The sequence below is a fragment of the Dactylosporangium sp. NPDC049525 genome, from assembly GCF_040676755.1.
Lineage (GTDB): Bacteria > Actinomycetota > Actinomycetes > Mycobacteriales > Micromonosporaceae > Dactylosporangium.
The window spans coordinates 766742-789115 of sequence record NZ_JBFAPO010000001.1; the positions used below are offsets into that span (position 1 = coordinate 766742).

At 68.8% G+C, this 22374-nt stretch carries 20 protein-coding genes, 1 tRNA gene and 1 riboswitch; of the genes, 14 read left to right on the forward strand and 7 right to left on the reverse strand.

The window, feature by feature from the left end; genetic code table 11:
- Positions 1-14: 14 nt before the first annotated feature.
- Positions 15-1124, reverse strand: a complete 1110-nt coding sequence (locus AB0K00_RS03500) for an MBL fold metallo-hydrolase (RefSeq protein WP_363514536.1) — start codon at positions 1122-1124, stop codon at positions 15-17.
- A gap of 300 nt (positions 1125-1424) precedes the next feature.
- On the opposite strand from AB0K00_RS03500, the gene AB0K00_RS03505 reads away from it, so the two are divergent.
- Together AB0K00_RS03505 and AB0K00_RS03510 are read left to right on the forward strand one after the other, a co-directional pair.
- Positions 1425-2765: a helix-hairpin-helix domain-containing protein gene (locus tag AB0K00_RS03505; protein WP_363514539.1), complete on the forward strand. Its 1341-nt coding sequence runs from the start codon at positions 1425-1427 to the stop codon at positions 2763-2765.
- Entirely contained in the window at positions 2765-3817 is a 1053-nt protein-coding gene (locus AB0K00_RS03510; protein ID WP_363514542.1) for an OmpA family protein, read from the forward strand. The genes AB0K00_RS03505 and AB0K00_RS03510 overlap by 1 nt, the downstream gene beginning before the upstream one ends.
- 55 nt (positions 3818-3872) lie before the next feature.
- On the opposite strand, the gene AB0K00_RS03515 is transcribed toward AB0K00_RS03510, so the two are convergent.
- Positions 3873-5468, reverse strand: a complete 1596-nt coding sequence (locus AB0K00_RS03515; RefSeq protein ID WP_363514545.1) for an alpha/beta hydrolase — start codon at positions 5466-5468, stop codon at positions 3873-3875.
- A gap of 65 nt (positions 5469-5533) precedes the next feature.
- Between AB0K00_RS03515 and AB0K00_RS03520 the strand changes: the two genes are divergently transcribed.
- From AB0K00_RS03520 to AB0K00_RS03530, 3 genes are all read left to right on the forward strand, one after another.
- The gene (locus tag AB0K00_RS03520) at positions 5534-6232 is read left to right on the forward strand and encodes a hypothetical protein (protein WP_363514548.1); all 699 of its coding nucleotides are present in this window, start codon (positions 5534-5536) and stop codon (positions 6230-6232) included.
- Positions 6225-6860, forward strand: coding sequence for a hypothetical protein (locus AB0K00_RS03525; protein ID WP_363514551.1), 636 nt, complete (start codon positions 6225-6227; stop codon positions 6858-6860). The genes AB0K00_RS03520 and AB0K00_RS03525 overlap by 8 nt, the downstream gene beginning before the upstream one ends.
- Before the next feature lie 433 nt (positions 6861-7293).
- Entirely contained in the window at positions 7294-10065 is a 2772-nt protein-coding gene (locus tag AB0K00_RS03530; RefSeq protein ID WP_363514554.1) for a TIR domain-containing protein, read from the forward strand.
- Between the two features lie 842 nt (positions 10066-10907).
- On the opposite strand, the gene AB0K00_RS03535 is transcribed toward AB0K00_RS03530, so the two are convergent.
- Both AB0K00_RS03535 and AB0K00_RS03540 read right to left on the reverse strand, forming a co-directional pair.
- Positions 10908-10979: transfer RNA gene (locus tag AB0K00_RS03535), tRNA-Lys, on the reverse strand.
- Positions 10980-11047: 68 nt separating this feature from the next.
- Positions 11048-11482, reverse strand: a complete 435-nt coding sequence (locus AB0K00_RS03540; protein WP_363514557.1) for a GNAT family N-acetyltransferase — start codon at positions 11480-11482, stop codon at positions 11048-11050.
- A 48-nt stretch (positions 11483-11530) separates the two neighbouring features.
- Here AB0K00_RS03540 and AB0K00_RS03545 point away from each other — a divergent pair, with 48 nt between their 5' ends.
- A complete protein-coding gene (locus tag AB0K00_RS03545) occupies positions 11531-12385 on the forward strand; it encodes a hypothetical protein (protein WP_363514560.1) in 855 nt (284 codons plus the stop codon).
- A 43-nt stretch (positions 12386-12428) separates the two neighbouring features.
- Here AB0K00_RS03545 and AB0K00_RS03550 read toward each other — a convergent pair whose 3' ends face one another.
- Complete coding sequence (locus AB0K00_RS03550) at positions 12429-12785, reverse strand: hypothetical protein (RefSeq protein WP_363514563.1); 357 nt, start codon at positions 12783-12785, stop codon at positions 12429-12431.
- A gap of 128 nt (positions 12786-12913) precedes the next feature.
- Here AB0K00_RS03550 and AB0K00_RS03555 point away from each other — a divergent pair, with 128 nt between their 5' ends.
- The 3 genes from AB0K00_RS03555 to AB0K00_RS03565 all read left to right on the forward strand — a co-directional run bounded on the left by AB0K00_RS03555 (position 12914) and on the right by AB0K00_RS03565 (position 16249).
- Positions 12914-13420 carry a DinB family protein gene (locus AB0K00_RS03555; RefSeq protein ID WP_363515058.1) on the forward strand — a complete coding sequence of 169 codons (507 nt, stop codon included), beginning with the start codon at positions 12914-12916 and terminating at the stop codon, positions 13418-13420.
- 131 nt (positions 13421-13551) lie between these two features.
- Complete coding sequence (locus AB0K00_RS03560) at positions 13552-14877, forward strand: NAD(P)/FAD-dependent oxidoreductase (protein WP_363514566.1); 1326 nt, start codon at positions 13552-13554, stop codon at positions 14875-14877.
- A gap of 79 nt (positions 14878-14956) precedes the next feature.
- On the forward strand, positions 14957-16249 hold the full coding sequence (locus AB0K00_RS03565) for a reverse transcriptase family protein (RefSeq protein ID WP_363514569.1): 1293 nt from the start codon (positions 14957-14959) through the stop codon (positions 16247-16249).
- Positions 16250-16314: 65 nt separating this feature from the next.
- Here the strand turns inward: AB0K00_RS03565 and AB0K00_RS03570 are convergent, their stop codons facing one another.
- A complete protein-coding gene (locus AB0K00_RS03570) occupies positions 16315-17436 on the reverse strand; it encodes a glycoside hydrolase family 19 protein (RefSeq protein WP_363514572.1) in 1122 nt (373 codons plus the stop codon).
- A gap of 535 nt (positions 17437-17971) precedes the next feature.
- Positions 17972-18107, forward strand: a riboswitch (cyclic di-AMP (ydaO/yuaA leader).
- 9 nt (positions 18108-18116) lie between these two features.
- On the opposite strand from AB0K00_RS03570, the gene AB0K00_RS03575 reads away from it, so the two are divergent.
- From AB0K00_RS03575 to AB0K00_RS03585, 3 genes are all read left to right on the forward strand, one after another.
- Positions 18117-19136, forward strand: coding sequence for a hypothetical protein (locus AB0K00_RS03575; protein ID WP_363514575.1), 1020 nt, complete (start codon positions 18117-18119; stop codon positions 19134-19136).
- A gap of 71 nt (positions 19137-19207) precedes the next feature.
- On the forward strand, positions 19208-20161 hold the full coding sequence (locus tag AB0K00_RS03580; RefSeq protein WP_363514578.1) for an exopolyphosphatase: 954 nt from the start codon (positions 19208-19210) through the stop codon (positions 20159-20161).
- Positions 20162-20173: 12 nt separating this feature from the next.
- Complete coding sequence (locus AB0K00_RS03585) at positions 20174-20575, forward strand: VOC family protein (protein ID WP_363514581.1); 402 nt, start codon at positions 20174-20176, stop codon at positions 20573-20575.
- Here the strand turns inward: AB0K00_RS03585 and AB0K00_RS03590 are convergent.
- Entirely contained in the window at positions 20572-21615 is a 1044-nt protein-coding gene (locus AB0K00_RS03590) for a phosphatase domain-containing protein (protein ID WP_363514584.1), read from the reverse strand. The genes AB0K00_RS03585 and AB0K00_RS03590 overlap by 4 nt on opposite strands.
- Before the next feature lie 145 nt (positions 21616-21760).
- On the opposite strand from AB0K00_RS03590, the gene AB0K00_RS03595 reads away from it, so the two are divergent.
- Together AB0K00_RS03595 and AB0K00_RS03600 are read left to right on the forward strand one after the other, a co-directional pair.
- A complete protein-coding gene (locus AB0K00_RS03595; RefSeq protein ID WP_363514587.1) occupies positions 21761-22042 on the forward strand; it encodes a hypothetical protein in 282 nt (93 codons plus the stop codon).
- 29 nt (positions 22043-22071) lie between these two features.
- Positions 22072-22356, forward strand: coding sequence for a hypothetical protein (locus tag AB0K00_RS03600; RefSeq protein WP_363514590.1), 285 nt, complete (start codon positions 22072-22074; stop codon positions 22354-22356).
- Positions 22357-22374 lie beyond the last annotated feature (18 nt).

The window sequence follows — 22374 nt, forward strand, 5'->3', positions numbered from 1 at the left end:
TGGTCATTTAATCCTTACGCAATCGAGCGCCACCACGGTTCAACTGCCGGCAATGCGTCGATGTTGAGTCGGTCACCTGGACGGGGGATCGCCAGGGTGATGTCCCGGGCCGCCGCCTCGTCCAGCAGCCGCTCGACCGGCTCCGACCACGCGTGCACCGCCAGGTTGAACGTGCACCAGTGCAGCGGGATGAGGACCCCGGCCCGCACGTCCAGGTGCGCGCTCGCGCCGTCCTCGGGCTTCATGTGGATGTCCGGCCAGGCGTCGCCATACGCGCCGACCTGGATCAGCGACACGTCGAACGGCCCGTACTGCTCGCCGATCTCCTTGTAGCCGCCCCAGTAGCCGGAGTCGCCCGTGTAGAACAGGCTGCGCCGCTCGCCCTTGACCGCCCAGGACGCCCACAGCGTGCCGTCCCGGCTGAACCTGCGGCCCGAGAAGTGCCGGGCCGCCGTGGCGGTCAGCGTGATGTGCCGGACGTCCACCGACTCGTCCCAGTCCAGCTCGACGATCCGGTCCAGCGGCACGCCCCACCGCTCCAGGTGCGCCCCGACGCCCAGCGGGACCAGGAACGGCGCCTGCTGGGTCCGCGCCAGGGCCTTGATCGATGCCAGGTCCAGGTGGTCGTAGTGGTCGTGCGAGATCACGATCGCGTCGATCCTCGGCAGCTCCTGCACGCCGAGCGGCATCGGGTGCAGCCGCTTCGGCCCCACGAACGACGTCGGCGAGCACCGGTCGCTCCACACCGGGTCGAACAGCACCCGCACGCCCTCGATCTCGGCCAGGGCCGTGGAGTGCCCCAGCCACGTGACGTGCAGCTCGCCGTCCTGCTTCGCGGGGAACACCGGCTTCACCACCGGAATCACCCCTTTCGGCCGCCGCGGCTGCTGGCCGAAGATCAGCTCGCGGAACGCGGCCGCCATCGCGCCCTCCGGCAGGACCTCCCGCGGCACGGGATTGACGAACCTGTCCTCCCCGTACTGCGGGGAACGCCGCATCCGCTCGGCCCTCGCACCCGAGGCCACGGCGCCCAGCTGCGCCGGAAGGTCACGCAGCGCCCACGCCACTCCACCCGCCGCAGCCGCGATCGCCGCCACGGTCAGGACCCGTGTCGTCTTGCCCATGCTCCGTCGACCTCCAGTTCACCCGCTATGTCGTGAGCTTCAGCACCAAGCTTTCCATCGGCACCACATCAACGGTTGCACGGATTTTTCGCAGTACCGGCCGTCACGGCCCGTCACATGCCCTCTCATCAGCGCAAATGCCTCCGAAGGCGGCGGTGGGCGCCGGTCGCCGGGTGAGCGAACAGACAGAACCGGCAGGTCGTGCCGTCTTTCCGGCTCTGTTGCCGAGCATCGAGGTATGGAAGGCTGCCCGCAAACTTTCCCCTTCACGCGTCGGTCACTTTCCCCCGGAGGCCCGTCGTGACCTGGTTCATCAACCAGTCACTGCTCTTCATCGTCATCGCATTCCTACTCGGCCTGCTCGTCGGTTACCTCTGGTGGGGCCGTCAGGTGCGCCGGATCCGTTCCCAAGAAACCACCACCACCCCCTCCACCGCGCAGCCGCTGGTCGCCGCTGCGCCGGTCGCCGTTGCGCCGGCCGAGCCCGTCGAGGACGAGGCGTTCGCCGCCGAGCCGCTGCCGGCCGAGCCCGCGGCCGCCGACCCGCTCGTCGACGAGCCTGCCCCGGCGCCGGTCGCCGTGATCGACCCGGAGCCTGAGCCGGTCGTGGAGCCTGAGCCTGTCGCCGCAGTTGCGGCGCAGGACGTTGCGTCCGATGTGGACGACGAGCTGGTCGCGGACGTCGAGTCCGCGTTCGCGGCGGCGCCGGTCGTCGAGAATGCGCCGGCGGCCGACGAAGACCTCGCCCGGATCGAAGGCATCGGACCGAAGATCGCCGCGGCGCTGAAGGCGGCGGGCATCACCACGTTCGCGGCCCTCGCCGACGCCGAGCGGTCCACATTGGAGGATGCGCTCGCGAACGCCAATCTGCGGTTCGCGCCGAGCATCGGCTCGTGGGGCCGGCAGGCACGCCTGCTCGCCGACGGTGACGAGGAAGGCTTCAAGGAGCTGACCGACTGGCTGATCGCCGGCCGCGAGCCCACGGCGAAGCCGTCTGCCGCGCCGCCCGAGGTCGCGGTGGCGCCGGCCGAGCCCGAGGTCGCCCTGGCCGCCGAGCCGGTTGCCGAGCCTGTCGTGGAGCCCGTCGCCGAGGTTGAGCCGGAGCCGGTCGCCGAGCCCGAGCCGGTTGTCGAGCCCGTCGTGGAGCCGGTCGCCGAGGTCGAGCCGATCGTGGAGCCGGAGCCAGTCGTCGAGCCCGAGCCGGTCGTCGAGCCCGTCGTGGAGCCGATCGCCGAGGTCGAGCCCATCGCGGAGCCGGAGCCGGTCGCCGTTGTCGAGCCCGTTGTCGAGCCGGAGCCGGTCGTCGAGCCCGAGCCGGTCGTCGCCGCGGTGGTGGTCGAGGACGGGCCGCCGGACAATCTCCAGCGCATCGAGGGGATCGGACCGAAGATGTCGGCCGCGCTCCTCGCCGCAGGGATTCGCACGTACGCGAAGCTCGCCGACTCCGACGTCGACACGCTGCGCACCGCGATCGAGAACGCGAACCTGCACTTCGCGCCGAGCATCGTCACGTGGGCCCGGCAGGCCCGCCTGCTTGCCGACGGCGAGGAGGAGGCGTTCAAGGAGCTGACCGACTGGCTGATCGCCGGCCGCGAGCCCATCGCGAAGCCGACCGCCAGCAGTGACTCCGGGTCGGTCTGATGGCGGGCACGACGACGACCCGTACCGTGCGGCATGAGCTGCGCAAGGTCAACCCCTGGGTGCCGATCGTGGTCGGTGTCGTGGGGCTGGCCGCGCTCATCGGCGGCGCCGAGGTGCCGTTCCGGCACCACATCGAAGCGGTCCTGACGGATCACACGAAGGTCGCGCTGAGCAACGCCGGGATCGACGCCGACGTGTCGTTCACGGGGCGGGACGGCACGGTCCGCGTCGACTCGGCGGACGAGCAGCGCAAGGCCGAGGACGTCTCCCGCGCCGTCGAGGGCGTGCGGGTCGTGACGGTGATCGCGCCGCCGAAGGTCGAGGTGCCGCCGGCGCCGGTCGCGGTGAAGCTGCTCGTCGACGTTGGCAAGGTCACGCTGACCGGCACGGTGTCCGACGCCGCGGCCAAGTCCGCGCTCAGTGACGCGGCGAAGACGGCGTTCGGCGCCGAGAACGTCCTGGACGAGGTGACCGTCGACGCGAAACGCAGCAGCGACGGCGTCAAGATCGCCGCGCTCGCCCCGGTGCTCACCGCGCTCGGCAAGGAGACCAAGGCCGGCGTCGTCGACCTGCAGGGCGGCACCGTGACCCTGACCGGCACGGTCGTGTCGCAGGAGGTCAAGGACCGGGCGGAGGCGGCGGCGCGCGACGTCACCGGCATCGTGCGCAACGAGCTCGCGGTCGGCGAGGCGAAGGCCGAACAGGTGCAGACGCAGTTGGTGGCGCTGCCGACGGTCGAGTTCGAGAACAACAGCGCGACGCTGACCCCGCAGGGTCAGGCGGTCGTGGCGAACGTCGCGTCGATCCTCAAGGCCAACCCCAGCATCCGGATCAGCATCGAGGGTCACACCGACAGCACCGGCACCGAGGCGCGCAACCAGGCGCTCAGCGAGGCCCGGGCCAAGACGGTCCTGGACACGCTGGTCTCGCAGGGCATCGCGGCGGAGCGGATGAGCTCGAAGGGCTTCGGCGAGTCCCGCCCGAAGGTCCCCGACACCAACGACGCCGCCAAGGCGATCAACCGGCGGGTCGAGTTCATCGTCCAGCAGTAGCCACACACACGAAAGCGGGGCCTCCGACCATCGGAGGCCCCGCTTTTTGTCGTTGCTAGTGGTGCACGGGGTACAGCGGCTCGCGCGTCAGGCTGTCCGCCCGCAGCGACTTCGCCTGCAGCGAGACCGCGGTCGGGTCGGGCTGCGGCAGCGCGTCACAGGTGGCGTCGGGCTTGTCGCCGGCCTTGCGCTTCGGCAGCTTGCCGGTCGCGAGGTAGTCGGCGATCACGTTGTCCACGCACTCGTTCCCGTTGAGCGAGTTGGCGTGCGTGGTCTGGCCGACCTCCGCGAGGAGCGAGCCGTGCGGGAAGCGGCGACGGGCCTCGAGGCTGCCCTCGAACGGCGTGGCCGCGTCCAGCGTCGTGCCGACGAACAGCACGCTCTGGACCTTCGAGCCGTCGACCTTGACCGGCTTGGACACCTTGCCGGGCCAGTACAGGCACGGCGCGTTGTACCAGGCGTTGTCCCAGGTCATGAACGGCGCCTTGAGGAACGTGCGCCAGTTGTCCCGCTCCCAGGTGCTCCAGCTCTGCGGCCACTGCGTGTCGGTGCACTGCACCGCGTTGTAGACCGCGAAGCCGTTGTCGTCACCGGGGGCGACGTAGTTCTCGTACGCCGCGACGATCAGGTCGGTGTTCTTGTCGTTGGCCCAGCCCGCGAACGCCTCGGCCAGCTCCAGCCACGTCGACTGGTAGTACCCGGCGTAGAGGAAGATGTCGGCGAACTCGTCCGGCCCGACCACGCCGCCGGCAGGCGTGCTGCGCAGCTTGTTCTGCTCGGCGTACCAGCGCAGCTCCACCTGGTTGGCGGTCTTGCCGAGGTGGTAGACGTCGTCATACTTGGCGAGCCAACCGAACCAGATCTTCTCGTTGCGCTCGAAGTTCACGTCCTGGTCCAGGTTGGCCTGGTACCAGACCTTCCGCACGTCGACGTTGCCGTCCAGCACCATGCGCCGCACCTGCTTCGGGTGCAGCGTGCCGTAGACCTGGCCGAGGTACGTGCCGTAGGAGAAGCCGTAGAAGTTGATCTGGCTGGCGCCGAGCGACTTCCGGATCGACTCCATGTCGTTGACCGAGTCGACGGTCGTCATGTGATCCAGCAGCGCACCGCCGGCCTTACCGCAGGCCTTGGCGTAGCCCTTGGACCGGTCGAGCCAGGTCTTCTCGATGTTCTGGTTCCACGGGATGTACTCCGGGCGCGGCCCGTTGAAGTAGTCGTTGTCGCACGACAGCGCGGGCACGCTCGATCCGACGCCGCGCGGGTCGAAGCCGATCCAGTCGTACGCCTCGCCGGCCCCGTTGGGCACGAACTCGCCCAGCACCGACAGGGTCAGCCCGGATCCACCGGGCCCGCCCGGGTTGACCAGCATGACGCCCTGGTAGTCCTTCGCGGCGACCTTGGCCTTGATCCGCGAAACGGCAATCTGGATCTTCTTGCCGTTGGGCTTGCTGTAGTCGAGCGGCACATCGAGCAGCCCACACTCCGCGCCACGACGCTGCAGCCCAGGGCTCTCGCACTGCCCCCAGGCGATCTTCGCAGCCCCTGCAGTGTCCCCTGCCGGCGCCGCAGAGGCACTGTTGCTCGGGGCGATGGCCATCATCGTGGCCGCCGCGGTGAAGAGGACGAGCCCCTTCACAGTTCTTTGCTCCACAGATCCTCCCAAAGTTGCCCCAATGGGTGTCTTCGGGCAACTGATTCGGGCAAAACAATGTCACGTTGATCGTTGAGCCCCACGCTGACGCGCGGAAGGCGTACGACCCTTTCCTCCACCCGAGCAACCAGCAACAACGCCAACAGCAGCGACGCGGTACCGTCTCGAACTCCGGCTCACCACCTGATGGAGCGACGATGGACGAGTCAGCCGAGGGGGACCTCGGACGGGGGCCGCACGCCTTGGTCGTCGATCCTGCGTCGGCACCGCCTGGTCGCTCCCTACGGCGCCGCTGGATCACGGTGACACTTGCCGGGGTGGCGGTTCTCGCGGTTGCCTCGATTCCGCTGCTGGATCGGCCGTCCCCGCACAGGCCCCCGGCCGCGGTCGGCGAGCAGCCCTCGGAGTCCGGCTCGCGCACGCCGACCTACGATCCGGCGACAGATCCGACCCGCTTCCCGGTGGTGCACGAGAGCGGCGGCGACGGCATCCAGCGCGGCCCGAGCCAGGCGAAGATCGGCACGCCGTATCCGTTCGACCTGCATGTCCACTGCGGCATCCGGTACGCCGACTTCACTGGGACGTGGTGGATCGCCGACCCGGTCCAGCCGAACTATCACCCCACGTCGAACTACCGCGGCCTGAATTACGTGCTGGGCACCATGACACTGGTCGCCCCCGACGAGGCCCGGTTCGACGGCCCGGCAGAGGACCTGCACATCACGCTCCGCCCGCTGACCACACAACTGGAGCCCTGTGACTGACACCCCGTTGGAGCGGCTCTGCGCGCATCGCGGGGTCGCGGTGCCGGCGCCCGGGCACCTGCTCGACCTGGCGGCGGAGCTGGAGCTGCGCCCAGCCGACCTGCTGACGATCGCCGGCGGTGCGGTGCCCGCCGAATACCTCCCTGCAGACCCCGAGGCAGCTGTGCTGATCGAGTCGTTGCCGGAGCGCCGCCTGAAGGTCGCCCGGGCCGAGGCCGCACGCGACCATGCCCGTTCCCTGGCCAAGCCGCCGGTGGCTAGCGGATCGCCTGGTCTGCCTACGCTCGAGGTGGTGACGTTCGGCGCGGTGTTCAGCCGGCTGATGCAGATCCGGAACATCACCCGCTGGGGCATGGCGTACGCGACGAGCTCCGCCATCAGCACGGTAGCGAAGGTGATGGGCGGCGGTGTACCAGGTCCGGAACGAGTGGCGCTCATGGCCGCGACGCTCTGCCTACGGTCCGACGACGTCGAGGCGATGGCGGCACGAGGGACGCAGGCTTCGCCCCCAGATGCATGGGTCCACGATCACCTGCCGCAGCTGTGGGCGGTCGGCGAGCTGATCCTGGCATTGGTGCCGCTCCAATGCGACCAGATCAAGGCCGTGCTGGCCCACGCCGCAGACTGAGATCGCGCACCGCATGCCGGACATGATCGCCACGGCCCCGCCATGCTGCTGGGGCATGAACGGCACAACCTCAGCGGGCAGGAGAACAAGCTCAGGCAGCGGGGGTCGGCCCCCGCCGTCGCCGGTCACGTGAAGCACCCATGCAGCTTCAACGACTGGGGTCCGGGCCGCTCGCGCATGGGTCAGCCGGCGATGGAGAAGCTCTTGCCGCCGCAGATAGAACGGCATTGCCCTGCTGGATCCCGCTCGGCTTTCCGCCCGAAATCGCGTGAGAGCGAAACCTGGGCGGCTCGGGGGAGACTGAGTATCAGCCCAGTGTTGATCGACTTGCGCGCCCGGGAGGTGTCGATCCGGCGGGTCAAGAAACGTGCATGTGTTTGGTCGGCTCCAGGCAGCTACCCTGATGTCGTTTTCCAGGGCGGGAGGAGCATGCGTGGCAGTCGAAGGGCACATCTTCATTAGCTACGCGCATGCAGATCGTGGGTACGTCGAGGCAGTCGTGGAACACCTGCGCGACCAGGGCTTGACCGTCTTCCACGACGCCGAGATCGCTACCGGCGAGCGATGGGCGACGGTTCTCGAGGAGCGCATTGACACGTGTCGGGCGGTCGTCGTGGTCATGTCGATCGCCACGAAGACTTCTCGGTGGGTTGAAGTCGAACTGGACCATGCCCGCAAACGCGGAAAGCCGATCTTTCCGCTCCTTCTCAGCGGTGAACCGTTGTTTGGAACGGGGCCGATCCAGTACGAGTCTGTTGTCGGTGGACAGTTGCCGTCCAGCAGGTTCGTCGAGTTGCTGCGCACGATCACACCGTCGCCGCCGCACGCATCCGCAGAAGCCGATACACCGCCGTCGGACGGCCGGGACGTGATCCGCCAGCTGCCACCGAGAGCGGCGGATTTTACTGGCCGCGATGATTTGGTCGGCGCCGTGATGGACGCCCTAAAGGCGCGGCCGAGGCCACCGGTGAACCTGTACGGGCTGCCCGGCTCTGGCAAGACCACGATCGCGGTGGAGGTGGCGGCCCGACTCGGTCCGTCACGGGGCGACACGCAGCTCTACTTCGACCTGGCCGCCGACGACGTTGAGGGCTGGCTCGGCCGGGCCCTGGGTCGGCTCGGGTTCACGCAGTCGGAGCTGCCGCCGGGGGCCGCGCTGCGCGGCCAGGAGTTCCGAGACCGGCTGCATCGTCGGCGTCCGCTGGTGTTTATCGACAACGCGACGTCGTCGGCCGATCTGTGGAACCTCTTGCCTGGCCAGTCTGACGCGGTCGTACTGGTGGCGAGTCGGGAACCAATCTATGACCTTCCCGGCATCCGGCAGTTCCCCGTGGAGCCCATGGCCGAGGACGAGGCGGTGGCGTTCCTTCGCGCCGTGTCCGGAAGAGACGAGCCCGATCAGGACAAGGCGGTGCGTGCGGTCGCGCGGATCACCGGATATCTGCCGCTCGCGATCCGGATCGTCGGCGCGCTCATCCGGGCCCGACCGCACTGGGCCTGGTCCGACCTGGTCGACCGCCTTGGTACCGACGGCGGGGCGACGAAGCAGCCGGCGATCCGCCGTGCCCTTGAGGCGGCGTACCGGGATCTAGACCGAGACTCCGCGCTCGGCTTCCGCCTTCTTGGGCTGGCCCCGGCGCCCGACATGAACGTCGGGCTGGCGATGGCGACCCTCGCCGCGGACGGTACGTATCCGCGGGATGTCTTTGACCGCCTTGCCGTCCGCCAACTGCTACGTGTTGAGGGCGACGTGTGCCGGATGCACCGGCTGCTGTGGATGTACGCCAGTGAACTGGCGCTGTCATTGGACTCAGATGAACGCCGAAACGCCGTCGAACGCATGACCGCTTGGGCGGTGCGCACGCTCGACACCACGTACGCCGCATGGCTGAGCAAGTCTTCCAATCGGGCCCCGATTGTCGTTGCTTACGAGCAGCTGGATCTTCCGTTGAGTGAGGTGTATGTCGAAGGCCAGGTCTCATCGGCCGATCTAACGGGCGACCTGGCTGGGATGTGGCAGGCCCGTCAACGACTGGTCCTCGTCGGCGCCGGCGGCAGTGGCAAGACCACGATGGTCAATCATCTCAGCACGCTCGCCGCTCACGCCCGGCTGAACGGGCGCGACACGCTCCTGCCCGTCGTGCTCTTCGCCCGGGACGTGAAGCCCGAGGACGATTATGGCTCCCTGACCGAGCTGCTCGTCCGCAGCCTTCGGCAGCGGGCGGGCGTCGACCTTCCCAGCGAGGTGCTCGACTTCGTTTTCAAGCCGGGCCGCCTCGGCGTGATCATCGACGGCCTCGACGAAGTTGTAGATGAGCCAGCCCGACTCCGCTTGGTGCACGCCATCGAGATATTCGCCCAGCAGTCAGACGCCGCGATCCTCGTGACCACCCGTCCTCAGGCCGACCTGCCGGTGTCGCTTACGGGGTTTGGCACCGCCTTCGTGCAGCCTTGGGACCCGGCCACGGGTCGCGAATACCTACGGCGTCTCGCCGCCCGCCTGCCGATCGATCCCAGCATCGTGAACAGCGGGCTGGCCGAATTGCTCGAGCTGCGAGACACAATCGGAGACCCGCTCGCCCTACAGCTCTTCGCCATGCAATCGAGATGGGGGAACCTGAGAGCGAGATCAGCTACCGCGCTGCTCGAAGCGTATGTCGGTGAGGTACTGACCAGCCGGGAGTTGAGCCGCGTACGGTCGCAGATATCCGTCGACTCCACCCGCAGGCTACTGACGACACTCGCCTTGACCCTGCAAACCAGCGCATCGGACCGGGTATCGGCCCCGATGGAGGCGATCGAGGCGATGGAGCCCAGGTTCGGTCCGCCACTGCGACTCGACCGCTTCGAGCGCCAACAAGTCCTTGAAACCGTGGCTCGTCGCAGCAGCGCGCTCCACATGTATGAGTTCGCCGATGGACAGGTTCGGGTCAGCTTCTCCCACACGGCGTTCCGGGAGTACCTTGCTGCGTCGGCGCTGCTGGATCCGGACTGGCCGGCGCCGGCGATCGTGGACCTCTTCGGCCGGCACAACCGCGATGCAAGCTGGACGTCGGTCCTGCTCGCCTTCGCGGAGCTGGTTGCGGGAGGGTCGACAGGTCGAGACTCGGCAGCCTGGACGGCGCTCACCGAGCTGGTCGGGCGCTATCCCGACCAGCTCCCTCACCAGCTGCGAGAGGCGGTAGGCGATCCCGACTCTGACTGATCTCGTTGGTGGCCCAGGCCGAATAGGGAGATCCATTACTGCGGGGCTGCCCGCGTGAGTACGGACCGCAACGTCCGCGACCACGCTCGGCGGCCCCGGCGCTGGCCTGTTGGCTTTGCCTGGATGACGGGGATGCGGCGGGGCGGCCTCCTCCGGAACCCAGAGACCCCGGCTGGAGGCTTCGCCGGAGGCAAAGAGCGCAACTACACACGAGGATGGCAGGGAGCGCAGCGACCGGTGTCCGTGGGGGCGACGGTCTGCACCTCGTCGGACCGTGGAACGGAACAGATTGTTGAGCGTCGGATCGGACGCTAGAAGTCTCGTTGTTCGATGACTAGCGTCACGTCTCCCCCCGGCGCGGTCGGACCAATATGCATACAGACTCAACTCGCGCGCTGGCCCATCTGATCCTCCGTTGACCTGTGCACTGCCTCGGCACCACACATGGTGCGGCAGCACTGACATCTGCGACTGTGTCCCTACGCCAAGCAGCGGTGCCGACGTTTCTTGGGCAGAAGCCCACTAAAGAAGCCGACCGTTATAGCCAGCTTCCATTAGAGACAAGTAGGCTTCGTTAACGCTTCGGGACATTTCTTGACGAACCGAAAATCCTCGATCTGCATAAACCTCTACTCGCTGCGTGTCCCCCACCAGCATGTTGATGACCGAGGACGGCGATGCTGCACCAAGTGCCGCAGGCAGCCAGTTCGAGGTGGCGATGATGGCTGCGCGCAGCGCAGGAGTCTGCCGCGCGCAGCGCAGGCAGTGCGACGCGCAGCGGAGCATGGGGGGCTGCGGGGTGGGAACCCCCCGCCCTGCGGCGAAGCCGCAGAGCCAGGTTGTGGGCCGCCAGGGACTCGAACCCTGAACCTACGGATTAAAAGTCCGCAGCTCTGCCATTGAGCTAGCAGCCCGCGGAGACAGGTTACCTTGTCGCCCGCCCACAGCACGCGGGTGTTTCCGTCCGTGGTGTCGTGGCAGGTCAGAGCGGGATCAGGTACAGGATGAAGCCGCGGTTGACGGCCACCTGGTCATACAGGCGGCGGGCGGTCGCATTCGACTCGTGGGTCGACCAGTAGACGCGGTTGCAGTGCTGCGTGCGGGCCCAGTCGGAGACCGCGGCGATCAGCGCTCTGGCCACCCCCTTGCCGCGGGCTTCCGGGGCGGTGAAGAGGTCCTGCAGGTAGCAGACGTCATCCGTGGTGGTGCTGGCGTGGGTGAGGAAGTGGGCGATTCCCACCAGCTGCCCGTCGAGCTTCGCGCCGAGGGCGTGGATGCGGGTGTCCTCCTGGAAGCCGGCCCACGCGATGTCGAACCGGTCGGCTGGCAGGACCCGCTCGTAGAACGTGTTGTACCCGGTGAACAGGACCTCCCAGGCGGCACGGTCCGCGGCGTCCAGCTTCGCGACAGTGATCATGAGAGCTGACCCTATCGACCGGGAGAGGTCGATGAGAAGCTGTCCGGCGTGGCGGTGACGGAGGATGCCGAGGAGACGATCACCGGTGAGGTGCGTCTGCTGGCGATGCTGCTCGGGGCGGTGCTCGGGACGTGGATTGCGTGGACGAGTCCGCAGCATGGGCATGAGCCGCGGTGGGTGTTGTTCGCGGTGCTGGCGGCGGTGCTCGGGGCGGCCAGCGGGGAGGCGTTCGGGTTCGGGGCGGCGCGGTGGCGGGACCTCGGCACGGTGCACCGGGTCCGGTTGTTCCACGTGCTGCACCTGGTGCTCGCGTCGGTGGCGGTGGCGGTCGGGTTGGTGGCGGCCACGCCGTACGTGCTCGGCGAGCAGGGGCTGACGAGTCGCGGGCTGGCGTTGTCGGCGATTGCGATCTGTGGGGCGTTGCCGTCGGCGGCGACGCTGGGTGCGGTGCAGCGGGTGGCGCGGCGCAGGATCGAGGGGTCGCCGGGGCAGCAGCTCAACACGTTGTTGAGCCTGCGGCGGCTGGTGAGCCGGCTGCTCAACCAGCTCGGGTTCCTGGTGCTGCTGGTCACGCTGGTCAACGGTGCGGCGACGGGGTGGGGTGCGGAGCTGCCGAAGGCGGCGGTGCTGTTCTCCGGGGCGGTTGCGTCGTTCGTCGTCGGCGTCATGTACGTGCCGGCGAGCACGACGCTGCGGCGCCGGTGTGCGTTGTTCGTCGACCGGCACTTCCCGCTGACGGAGGTGGCGCTGGAGGACCTGGTCGACAAGGCGGAGGAGCGCGCGAAGCTGGAGAAGCTGCTCGGCATCGATCAGACGACGTTCGGGGAGCTCCGCAGCGGCCTGGTGATCATCAGTCCGTTCGTGGTGAGCGCACTCGCCGCGATCATCCCCACCAAATTCTGAAAAGGGGGCCCCGGGACGGGACCCCCTTTTGCGAAGTAGAGCGTCAGTTCGAGGCGTAGGTACCCTCGGCGAACGCGGCGTCGAAACGGGCCTGCAGGGCGTCGAGCTGGTGGAACTCGCTGGACGACGCGGACTCGGAACCCTCGGCGGCGAAGATGTGGTCGGCCTCGGCCTCGCTGTGGTCGTAGGAGGTGAAGTCCGACTCCTCGTAGTGCCCGCCGTTCGGGTCGGTGTACTCGACGTGGTGGCCCTGGTCGAAGGACGTCGACTCGGCCGACGCGTGGTCCTGCTCGTACACGCCGAACTGCGACTGGTAGTCCTGCTCGCTGGCGTCGACCTCGTGGACCTGGTCCAGGGCCTCGTGCTGCTCGCCGGTCTCGAACTCGCCGTACTCGCTCATGTCATTTCCCCTTGTTGTGAAAGCTACGGTTTATGTGGTGTTCGGTGCGCTCTTGCGATGTGCTGAACACTACGGACCTTGGTGGAAGGTCAAATCCCGGAAACGTGCCACGAGAGGAACTGCTGAAGATGCGGGTAAGCGAGCTGCTGATCGAAGGGTTCGGACGGCTGCCGGACCTCGTGGAGAGCGCGGTCGAAGGGCTGAGCGCGGAGCAGCTGCGGTGGGCGCCGGCGCCCGGCGCGAACACGATCGGCTGGCTGGTCTGGCACCTCACCCGGGTCCAGGATGATCACGTCACCGACCTGATCGACGGCGCGGAGCAGCTGTGGGTCAGTGGCGACTGGGCGGCGCGGTTCGGGCTGAAGCCGGACCCCGACGACACCGGCTACGGGCACACCGCGGCGCAGGTCCTGGCGGTGCACCCGGACGGTCCGGAGGCGCTGATCGGGTACTTCGAAGCGGTGTCGGCGCGGACCCTCGAATGGCTCGCGACCCTGACCGAGCAGGACCTGGACCGGGTCGTCGACGAACGGTGGGACCCGCCGGTGACGCTCGGGGTGCGGCTGGTCAGCGTCCTGGACGACGACACCCAGCACGCCGGCCAGGCGGCATACGTGCGCGGCCTGATCCCCTAACCAAAAAACCTGACCGGCAGCCGGGAGAACCTGAGAGGCACCCCCGGAACGTCGCGGAGGACACACGGCCACGGACGCGAAGTGGTGGTGTACTTGATCTGCACGATCCACACTCTGATCGGGAGATGTAGATGGACGAGCGTGCACAAGGACGTCACCGCGTCGTGGTCGTGGGCGCGGGGTTCGGTGGGTTGTTCGCCACCAAGGCGCTGAAGAACGCGCCGGTCGACGTGACCCTCATTAACGGCACCGCCTATCACCTGTTCCAGCCGCTGCTCTACCAGGTGGCCACCGGCATCCTGTCCGAAGGCGAGATCGCGCCGCCGATCCGGGAGATCCTCAAGCGGCAGGACAACGCGAAGGTGCTGCTGGGCACGGTCACCGAGATCGATCCGGAGGCGAAGACCGTCACCGCGGTCGCTCCCGGCACCAGCTACACCGTGGAGTACGACACGCTGATCGTCGCCGCGGGCGCGTCGCAGTCCTATTTCGGCAACGACAAGTTCGCCGAGTTCGCGCCCGGCATGAAGAGCATCGACGACGCGTTGGAGCTGCGCGGCCGGATCTTCGGCGCGTTCGAGCTCGCGGAGCTGGAGTCCGACCCGGCCGCGGTCGAGCGGTGGCTGACGTTCGTCGTGGTCGGCGCCGGCCCCACGGGGGTCGAGATGGCCGGTCAGATCGCCGAGCTGGCCCACCGGCACCTGCCGGGGCAGTATCGCAACATCGACCCGAAGCAGGCGCGGATCATCCTGGTCGACGCGCTCGACACGGTGCTGTCGACGTTCGGCGACCACCTGTCGACGAAGGCGCTGCGCCAACTGCACAAGATGGGCGTCGAGGTCGAGCTCGGCACGAAGGTCGTCGGCGTCGACGAGACCGGCATCGAGGTCGAGACCCGCAACGGTCATCAGCGCATCGAGTCGATGACGAAGATCTGGGCCGCGGGCGTGGCCGCGCCGTCGCTGTCGACGCAGCTGGCGAAGGCGACCGGCGCGTCCACGGACCGTGCGGGGCGGCTCGAGGTCAACCCGGACTGCACGGTGCCGGGCCACCCGGAGATCTTCGCGATCGGCGACATGATGGCCCTCGACCGGCTGCCGGGCGTGGCGCAGGTCGCGATCCAGAGCGGCCGGCACGCCGCGGGGCAGATCAAGAAGCGCCTCGCCGACCAGCCGACCGGGCAGCCGTTCAAGTATTTCGACAAGGGCAGCATGGCGACGATCTCCCGCTTCTCGGCGGTGGCGAGCGTCGGCAAGCTGCACTTCTCCGGGATCATCGGTTGGTTCATGTGGCTCGCCGTGCACCTGCTGTACCTGGTCGGCTTCAAGAACCGGGTCACCGCGGTCATGCACTGGTTCGTCAGCTTCATCGGCCGCGGCCGCTCGGAGCGGGTCGCCACGTTCCAGCAGGTCTTCGCGCGGCGCGCGCTGCAGGAGTACCGGCAGCACCTGCCCTGACCACTAGGGTGGCGGGGGTGGCAGCGTGTCCCGAGCAGACCAGCGATGGTCTCTCCGGGGTAACCCCGGGGACGCAGGATTGAGCACGGCAGCGCATCGCCGGCGCGCCCCCGCGCTTCGCGCGAGTCGGCGCAGGCACGACCGGGATTCGTCGGGGCACGCTGCCCGCGTCGTCGCCGGTGCGCTCGCCGACGCGTTCCTGACCGTCGAGTGGGCGCGCGGGCCGCTGCTCGACGTCGGCTACGAGGTGCTGGGCCGCCGGCCGCGGTGGCTCGGCCCGGTCGTCACCGCCGTCCTGCGGGCCTACCGGGAGGCGCCCGCGGACCGGCCCCGGGAGCTGGCCGAGTTCATCAGCGCGCCATCCCGCCAGCCGGTCCGCGTCCGCCGGGCGACCGCCACCCGCACCGTGCGGCAGCGGTGGGACTCGCCGCGCATCGACGACCTGGCGGCGCTCGCGGAGTTCCTCGACCTTGACCCGGACGAACTGGACTGGTTCGCCGACCGTCGCGGGATCAACCGGAAGCACGCCGACAACACGGTGCGGCACTATTCGTACACCTGGATCGGCGACAGGCTCATCGAGGCGCCGAAATCACGGCTCAAGGCGATCCAGCGCCGCGTGCTCGACGAGGTGCTCGGGCCGTTGCCGGTGCACGCCGCCGCGCACGGATTCGTCCCTGGGCGCTCGGTGCACACGTTCGCGGCGCCGCACGCCGGGCAGAAGACCGTGGTGCGGCTCGACCTGCGCGCGTTCTTCACCAGCATCACCGCCGGGCGGATCTACGGCCTGTTCCGCACCGCCGGTTACCCGGAGCCGGTCGCGCACGCGCTGACCGCGCTGTGCACCACGCGGACCCCGCACGCGGTCTCCGGCCGCATCGAGCACCGCACCCCGCACCTGCCGCAGGGCGCGCCGACGTCGCCGGCACTCGCGAACCTCGTCGCGTTCCGCCTCGACCGTCGGCTCGCGGGACTTGCGGCCCGGTTCGGCACCACCTACGGCCGCTACGCCGACGATCTCGCGTTCTCCGGCCGGCTGCGGTACCCCTACCGCCTGGTCGAAGCCGTCGGCGCGGTCGTTGCGGACGAGGGGTTCCACGTCAACCCGGCGAAGACCCGCGTCCGGGGCAGCGGCGACCGGCAGCGGCTCGCCGGCCTCGTCGTCAACGCGCACCCAGCGATCCCCCGCGACGACTACGACCGCCTGCGTGCCGTGCTGCACAACGCCGCCCGCGACGGTCTCGACGCCGCCAACCGCGACGGGCACCCGGATTTCGCGGCCCACCTTGCCGGCCTGGTTTCGTGGGCCTCGCACGGACACCCGGCGCGAGCGGCGCGCCTTCGACGCCTGCTGCACGCCGCACTCGCGTGAACAGAAGCATGAACAGAAGAAGGGCGCCCCAATTCCCCCCGGGGCGCCCTTCTGGTCTTTCGTGATCAGCAGCTCAGCGAGCCCGCTCCGACGCCCACGCCGAGGATGCCGACGAAGCGCTGGTACGCCGCCACCCGGCTCTGCACCTGCACGGGGTTCCGTCCACCGCACTCGAGGCTGCCGTTGATGCTGCGGATCGTCTCGCCGAACCCGGCGCCGTTGACCATCGCGTTGTGCGGCGTCATCGTGCCCGGGCCGGTAGACGTGTTCCAGTACCAGAGCCCGGTCTTCATCGCCACGGCCGGATCGGTCTGCACCAGGTTCGGGTTGTGCAGCAGGTCGATGCCGAGCGCGTCACCGGCGGCCTTGTAGTTGAAGTTCCAGCTCAGCTGGATCGGCCCGCGACCGTAGTAGGCGGCCTGCCCGGCGGGGCACCCGTACGGCTGGCTCGCGTCGCAGTAGTGCGGGTAGTTGGCGGTGTTCTGCTCGACGATGTACACCAGCCCGCCGGTCTCGTGGTTGACGTTCGCGAGGAACGCGGCCGCCTCCTGCTTGCGCACCGCGTCCGTGCCGGTCTTCGCGAACGCCGGATACGCGCTCAACGCCGCAACGAGGCCGTTGTACGTGTAGAACGGGTTCCTGTTCGGGAACATCTGGTTGAACTGCGCCTCGCTGACCACGAACGCCCCGTTCGTCGGGGGATTGGTCGTCGGGTTCGTCGGCGGCTGCGTCGTCGGGTTCGGCTGGCCGTTGCAGGTGTACGGGTCCCAGTACCAGGTGCTGATCGTCGGGCTGTAGCCCGGGTTGTCGTGCTCGGCGACGTAGTACTTGCCGTCGGTGAACTTCACGACGTCACCGGTGACGTAGTTGCGACCCTGCACCCAGGCCGGGAAGCTGCACCCGCCAGCCGTCCCGGTCTGCGTCGGCGGCTGCGGGGTGCTCCCGCCGCACGCGCCCTGGTCCTGCCAGACCCCGGTGGTGCCGGGCGGTGCCTCGTTCTGCGTCCACCACTTGGCGAGGAAGTTGTGGCCGTTGCGGGACACGGTGGCGCCCCCGGTGTAGACCGCCGACGACTGCCACGCGACCGCGCAGGTGGCGGCCGACGCCGGCAGCATGTTGAAGACGGCGACGACCCCACCGGCGACGGCGGTCGCGGCGAGCATCGCCAGCAGGCGCACTCTGGACACCTGATCACTTCCGTTCAGATCGACACTGGTCCCTCATACGACCAGCCGAACTGACCCCGGAGCGCCGGCAACACCTATTTATGAAGAAACTTTACGGTTTCCCTAACGTTCGGCCCCGGAGGCCCTGTGCGGCCCGGCGCTGGGCGGCGCGGCTTGGCGCGGCCCGGCGCGGCCCCGTCGCAGGACTTCGGGCATTTGTGGGCATTCAGTACGCCACCAAACAGCCGCAACCGAATTGCGGGATTTGCGCGATTGACGGCATTCCACCGCATCTGGAACGTGACACTGCGCGATCGGCAGGTTGCGTAGAACAATGGACGCGGCGAAGCGGTTCCGGAAGCGTGAAAGTATTATAGTGATTTCTATCACGTCGATGTCTTTCGGAATGCTTAGGCGACCTGCTGGAGTGCCACCGTTTCGAGAGGCGCGTCACCACAACCACACAATCGGTGCGCTGCGCAGGCGAACCGCCCTGAGTAGGCTAGCCGTCGGTCTCGTCCGACAGGCACTGCTTCCCGCGGCGCCGGGCGCGACTGCCGCCTAATTGCCGGCTCGACACCGGCGAATCGGGGACCCAACCGTAACTGGGGTGAATCCGCGGGCAACCGCGGTAGGGATTGTTCCGTCCCGAACCCGTCAGCTAACCCGGTCGGCGGCCGACGGAAGGAACAACGAGCCAGATGTCATCACGACATCCCGGATGGCGGATCTTCGCCGTCCTGATGACGGCCGCCGTCCTGAGCGGGATGGTTGCCGCGCCGGCCGCCGCCGAGCCGGGAGACGACACCGGCGACGAGGGTTCGAACGCGACCCTCGCGCAGGTCCTCGACGAGAGCACCCGCGGTTGGATCGAGGCCAAGGACAAGTTCGACGCCTCGGTCAAGAACCAGGCCGATCTCACCGCCAAGCTTGCCGCCACCGAGGCCGAGCTGGCCAAGGTCACCGAGCAGGTGTCCGCGATCGCCGTTGCGGCCTACCGGACGGGGCCGCTCACCACGTTCGTGGCGCTGATGGACTCGGGGAGCCCGACCGGATTCGCGGAGCGGGCCGGCTCGATCGACGAGATCGCCCACCACAACGACAACCTGCTGCGCGACCTCAACCAGCTGAAGAAGGACCAGGCGGCGCAGAAGGCCGCGCTGGAGGCCGAGGTCAAGCTCCAGCAGGAGCAGGTCGCCGTCATGGCGACGAAGAAAAAGGAAGCCGAGAAGGGGCTGGCCCAGGCGGGCGGCCCGAGCAACGGCTTCGTCTCCGCCAACCTGCCCCTCGCGCAGCCCTCGCCGCGCAACGCGAGCGGTGGCTGGTCGGCGGAGTCCTGCAAGACCAAGGACCCCACCACCAACAGCGGCTGCATCACGCAGCGCACGCTGCACGCGATGCAGCAGGCGCAGGCGGCCGGCTTCAAGCGGTTCGTCTCGTGCTTCCGGCCCAGCGGGCCGTATGAGCACCCGAAGGGTCGTGCCTGCGACTTCTCGGTGCAGTCGAAGTCCGGCTTCGGCGGGGTCGCCGCCGGCGAGGACAAGGTCTACGGAGCCAATCTCGCGACCTACTTCGTGAAGAACGCGGACCGGCTCGGCGTCATGTACGTCATCTGGTTCAAACAGATCTGGACACCCGCGGTCGGCTGGCACCACTACAGCGGCGTCGGCGGGGATCCCTCCAGCGACCACACCAACCACGTGCACCTTTCGGTCCTCTGAGACCTCACGTCTGCGAGCGGCCGGCCGATAGGGCAACTGTCGACCGGCCGACGCAGGTGAGGGGAATTCTCGTGAAGCACCGACTCGTGACGCGCAGCGACTTCGACGGTCTGGTGTGTGCCGTCCTGCTGCGTCACTTGGACCTCATCGGCGACATCACGTTCGTGCACCCCAAGGACGTCCAGGACGGCGCGGTCGAGGTCGGCCCGAACGACATCCTGACGAACCTGCCGTATGCGCCGGGCGCCCACCTCGTCTTCGACCATCATCACTCGGAGACGCTGCGCAACACCGGCGAGAAGGACAACCACATCATCGACGCCGAGGCCCCGTCGGCGGCCCGGGTCATCTACGACCACTTCGGCGGCGCCGGACGCTTCCCGAACGTGTCGGACGAGCTGATGGAAGCGGTCGACAAGGCCGACTCCGCCCAGTACGACATCGCGGACATCCTGCAGCCGGTCGGGTGGACGCTGATGAACTTCCTCATGGACAGCCGCACCGGCCTGGGCCGGTTCCGCCAGTTCCGGATCTCCAACTACCAGCTGATGATGCAGCTCATCGACGCGTGCATCGATCATCAGGACGTCGAGGAGATCCTGGCGCTGCCGGACGTGGCGGAGCGGGCCGAGCTCTTCCGCGAGCAGCAGGAGCTCTTCGTCGACCAGCTGCGCCGGGTCAGTCACGTCGAGGGCGACGTGGTGATCGTCGACCTGCGCGACGAGGAGCTGATCTTCGCCGGGAACCGTTTCATGGTGTACGCCCTGTTCCCGGACGCTCGGGTCTCCATCCACGTGATCTGGGGCAAGCAGAAGCTCAACACCGTCTTCGCGGTGGGCAAGTCGATCCTGGACCGCAGCTCCCCGACCGACATCGGCTCGGTGATGCTGCAGTACGGCGGCGGCGGGCACCTGGCCGCCGGCACCTGCCAGGTGCCGCACGACGAGTCGGAGCGCGTCCTGCAGGAGATCATCGCCAAGGTGGGCGCACCCCGAGCCGCGGCGATGAGTTCCGGCGCCTCCTGACGTACACCTCATATGACCTTCACCATTGCGCTGCCGATCGCCGACCGGTCCGCCTCCCACGCCTTCTACCGCGCCGTCCTGGACGCCGAGCCGTTCGGCCCGCCGGGCGGTGACGGGCTGCCCGAGCCGCTGCAGTTTCCGGTCGCCGACGGCGTCAGCCTGATGCTGGTGCCCACCGACGGCTTCGGCTGGGTGATCGGCGACCACCGGGTGGCGCCGGCCGGGACCAGCGAGTGCGTCCTGAACCGGTCGGTGCCGGCGCATGCGGACGTGGTCGCCGTCATCGAGCGGGCCCGGGCCGCCGGCGGCCGGGTCGTCACCGAGCCCGCCGACCAGCCGTGGGGCTACGCCGGGGCGTTCGCCGACCCCGACGGCCACCTGTGGATGGTCATGCCGGCACCCGACGAGGGCTAAAGCATCTCGGTGTCGCGGAGCAGCCGCCAGAGGCCGGCGCCGTCTGGGGCGCGCAGCCAGCGCTGCGCGGCGCTCGCGTCGGACGGCAGCCGGCGGGTGCTCTCGACCGGGGTCGGGAAGCCACCGGCGAGGACCGCCTGCGTCGGGGACAGGTGCCGGATCGCGACGGCGGCCACGCTGTCAGGGTGTTCGGCCACGAACTCCGCGTAGATCTCCGGGTCGTGCTGGCCGTCGTCGCCGACGAGCAGCCACCGGATGTCGGGGAACTCCTGCGCCAGCCGGGCCAGGGACGCGCGCTTGTGCGCCTGCCCGCTGCGGAAGAACCGGTCGGGCTGCGGACCCCAGTCGGTCAGCAGGAGCGGGCCCGCCGGGTACAGGTGGCGCGACAGGAACCGGGTCAGGGTCGCCGCGACGTTCCAGGCGCCGGTCGACAGGTAGAAGACCGGAGCGCCGGGGTTGGCGTTGACCAGCCGCTCGTAGAGCACCGCCATCCCGGGGACCGAGGCGCGCGCGTGCTCGTCGAGGACGAACGTGTTCCAGGCGGCCAGCAGCGGCCGCGGCAGGGTCGTGACCATGACGGTGTCGTCGACGTCGGAGACGATCCCGAAGCGCACGGACGGGTCGATGATCCGCACCGGCGCCTCGACCGGGGCGCTGTCCTCGCTCTGCAGCGTGACTGTGGCCCAGCCGGGGGCAAGGTCGGCCTCGATGACGGTGTCGATGAAGCCGCCCCGGTCGCAGCGGACCTCGCAGGTCCGGTCGCCCGCGGTGATGCGCACCGGCGCGTTCGCCACGGACACGGCGGTGAACGAGCGCCAGCCCCGCAGCTTCTTGAGGCGCCGGCCGGGCTTCGGGTCCAGGCGGCCGAGCAGGACCCGGCCGAGGACGCGGACCCACCCGGGACCGCCGTAGCCGGTGTACGGCGTGACGGCGACCTTCCACCCGCGCAGCCGGAGCCGCCGCTCCAGCACGTCGTGGAAGGCGTCCTCGATGCGTGCGGCGCGGTGCAGGCGGACCGGACCTGACGGGGTCAACGACACGCGCTCACCCTGTCACAGCACCTACGCCACCGCACCATCACACGCACGGTGACGGTTACACGACGGTGGCATGAAACCGTGAGCCCGAACACTTTGGACGCTTCTAGCGTTGGTGTTATCAGGAACACACACCAAGGGGTGCGAGATGGCAATCACGACATTCGAGGCGGTGCGGGCCGAGGCACTGTTCGTTTCCAACCTGCAGTGCTCACAGGCGCCGAAGAGCGACGAGATCCGCACGGCGGTGGCGACGACGTTGCGGCGGGTCGGCATCAAGGGCTGCGCGGCCCAGGTCGCCGGCGAGTTCGGCGATCACCCGGACACGGCGGTGGCGCGGATGGCGTGGGCCCTCGCGCTGGTCCGCTCGACGTACCCGGCCCGGCGCAACGCGCCCCGGTCGGCCCGGCTGCTCGCACGCAGCGCTTGAAACGCGCGGCACATGGGTATCGCCCGCTCATGCAGGAACTTCACGTCTCACTCGACGACGCTCAGCTCAGCCCGGCGGCGCAGAAGCTGCAGGAGCCTCTCGAAGCCCAGCTGAGCTCGGCGTTGCAGCGCGCCGCCGAACAGCTCGCGCAGGACTACCACGGCGAGTCGGCCGCCGAGGTCAGCGCCCGGTTGCTGGAGATCGCCAGGTCGAGCCTCCACCCGGACATCGCCGCCGCCTTCCGGCCGGACCCCGCCGAGCTCGACCGGGCCGCCAGAGCGGTCATCGAGTCAGCCTCACCGGGCCGTGAGTGATTTTCACGAAATGCCCTG

What these genes read in the sequence shown, in the direction of transcription:
- AB0K00_RS03550 (WP_363514563.1), bottom strand. Translation starts at nt 12,785, where the DNA reads ATGAGCGAGTACGGCGAGTTCGAGACCGGCGAGCAGCACGAGGCCCTG.
- AB0K00_RS03540 (WP_363514557.1), bottom strand. Translation starts at nt 11,482, where the DNA reads ATGATCACTGTCGCGAAGCTGGACGCCGCGGACCGTGCCGCCTGGGAG.
- AB0K00_RS03575 (WP_363514575.1), top strand. Translation starts at nt 18,117, where the DNA reads ATGTCATCACGACATCCCGGATGGCGGATCTTCGCCGTCCTGATGACG.
- AB0K00_RS03500 (WP_363514536.1), bottom strand. Translation starts at nt 1,124, where the DNA reads ATGGGCAAGACGACACGGGTCCTGACCGTGGCGGCGATCGCGGCTGCG.
- AB0K00_RS03560 (WP_363514566.1), top strand. Translation starts at nt 13,552, where the DNA reads ATGGACGAGCGTGCACAAGGACGTCACCGCGTCGTGGTCGTGGGCGCG.
- AB0K00_RS03585 (WP_363514581.1), top strand. Translation starts at nt 20,174, where the DNA reads ATGACCTTCACCATTGCGCTGCCGATCGCCGACCGGTCCGCCTCCCAC.
- AB0K00_RS03595 (WP_363514587.1), top strand. Translation starts at nt 21,761, where the DNA reads ATGGCAATCACGACATTCGAGGCGGTGCGGGCCGAGGCACTGTTCGTT.
- AB0K00_RS03510 (WP_363514542.1), top strand. Translation starts at nt 2,765, where the DNA reads ATGGCGGGCACGACGACGACCCGTACCGTGCGGCATGAGCTGCGCAAG.
- AB0K00_RS03555 (WP_363515058.1), top strand. Translation starts at nt 12,914, where the DNA reads ATGCGGGTAAGCGAGCTGCTGATCGAAGGGTTCGGACGGCTGCCGGAC.
- AB0K00_RS03600 (WP_363514590.1), top strand. Translation starts at nt 22,072, where the DNA reads ATGCAGGAACTTCACGTCTCACTCGACGACGCTCAGCTCAGCCCGGCG.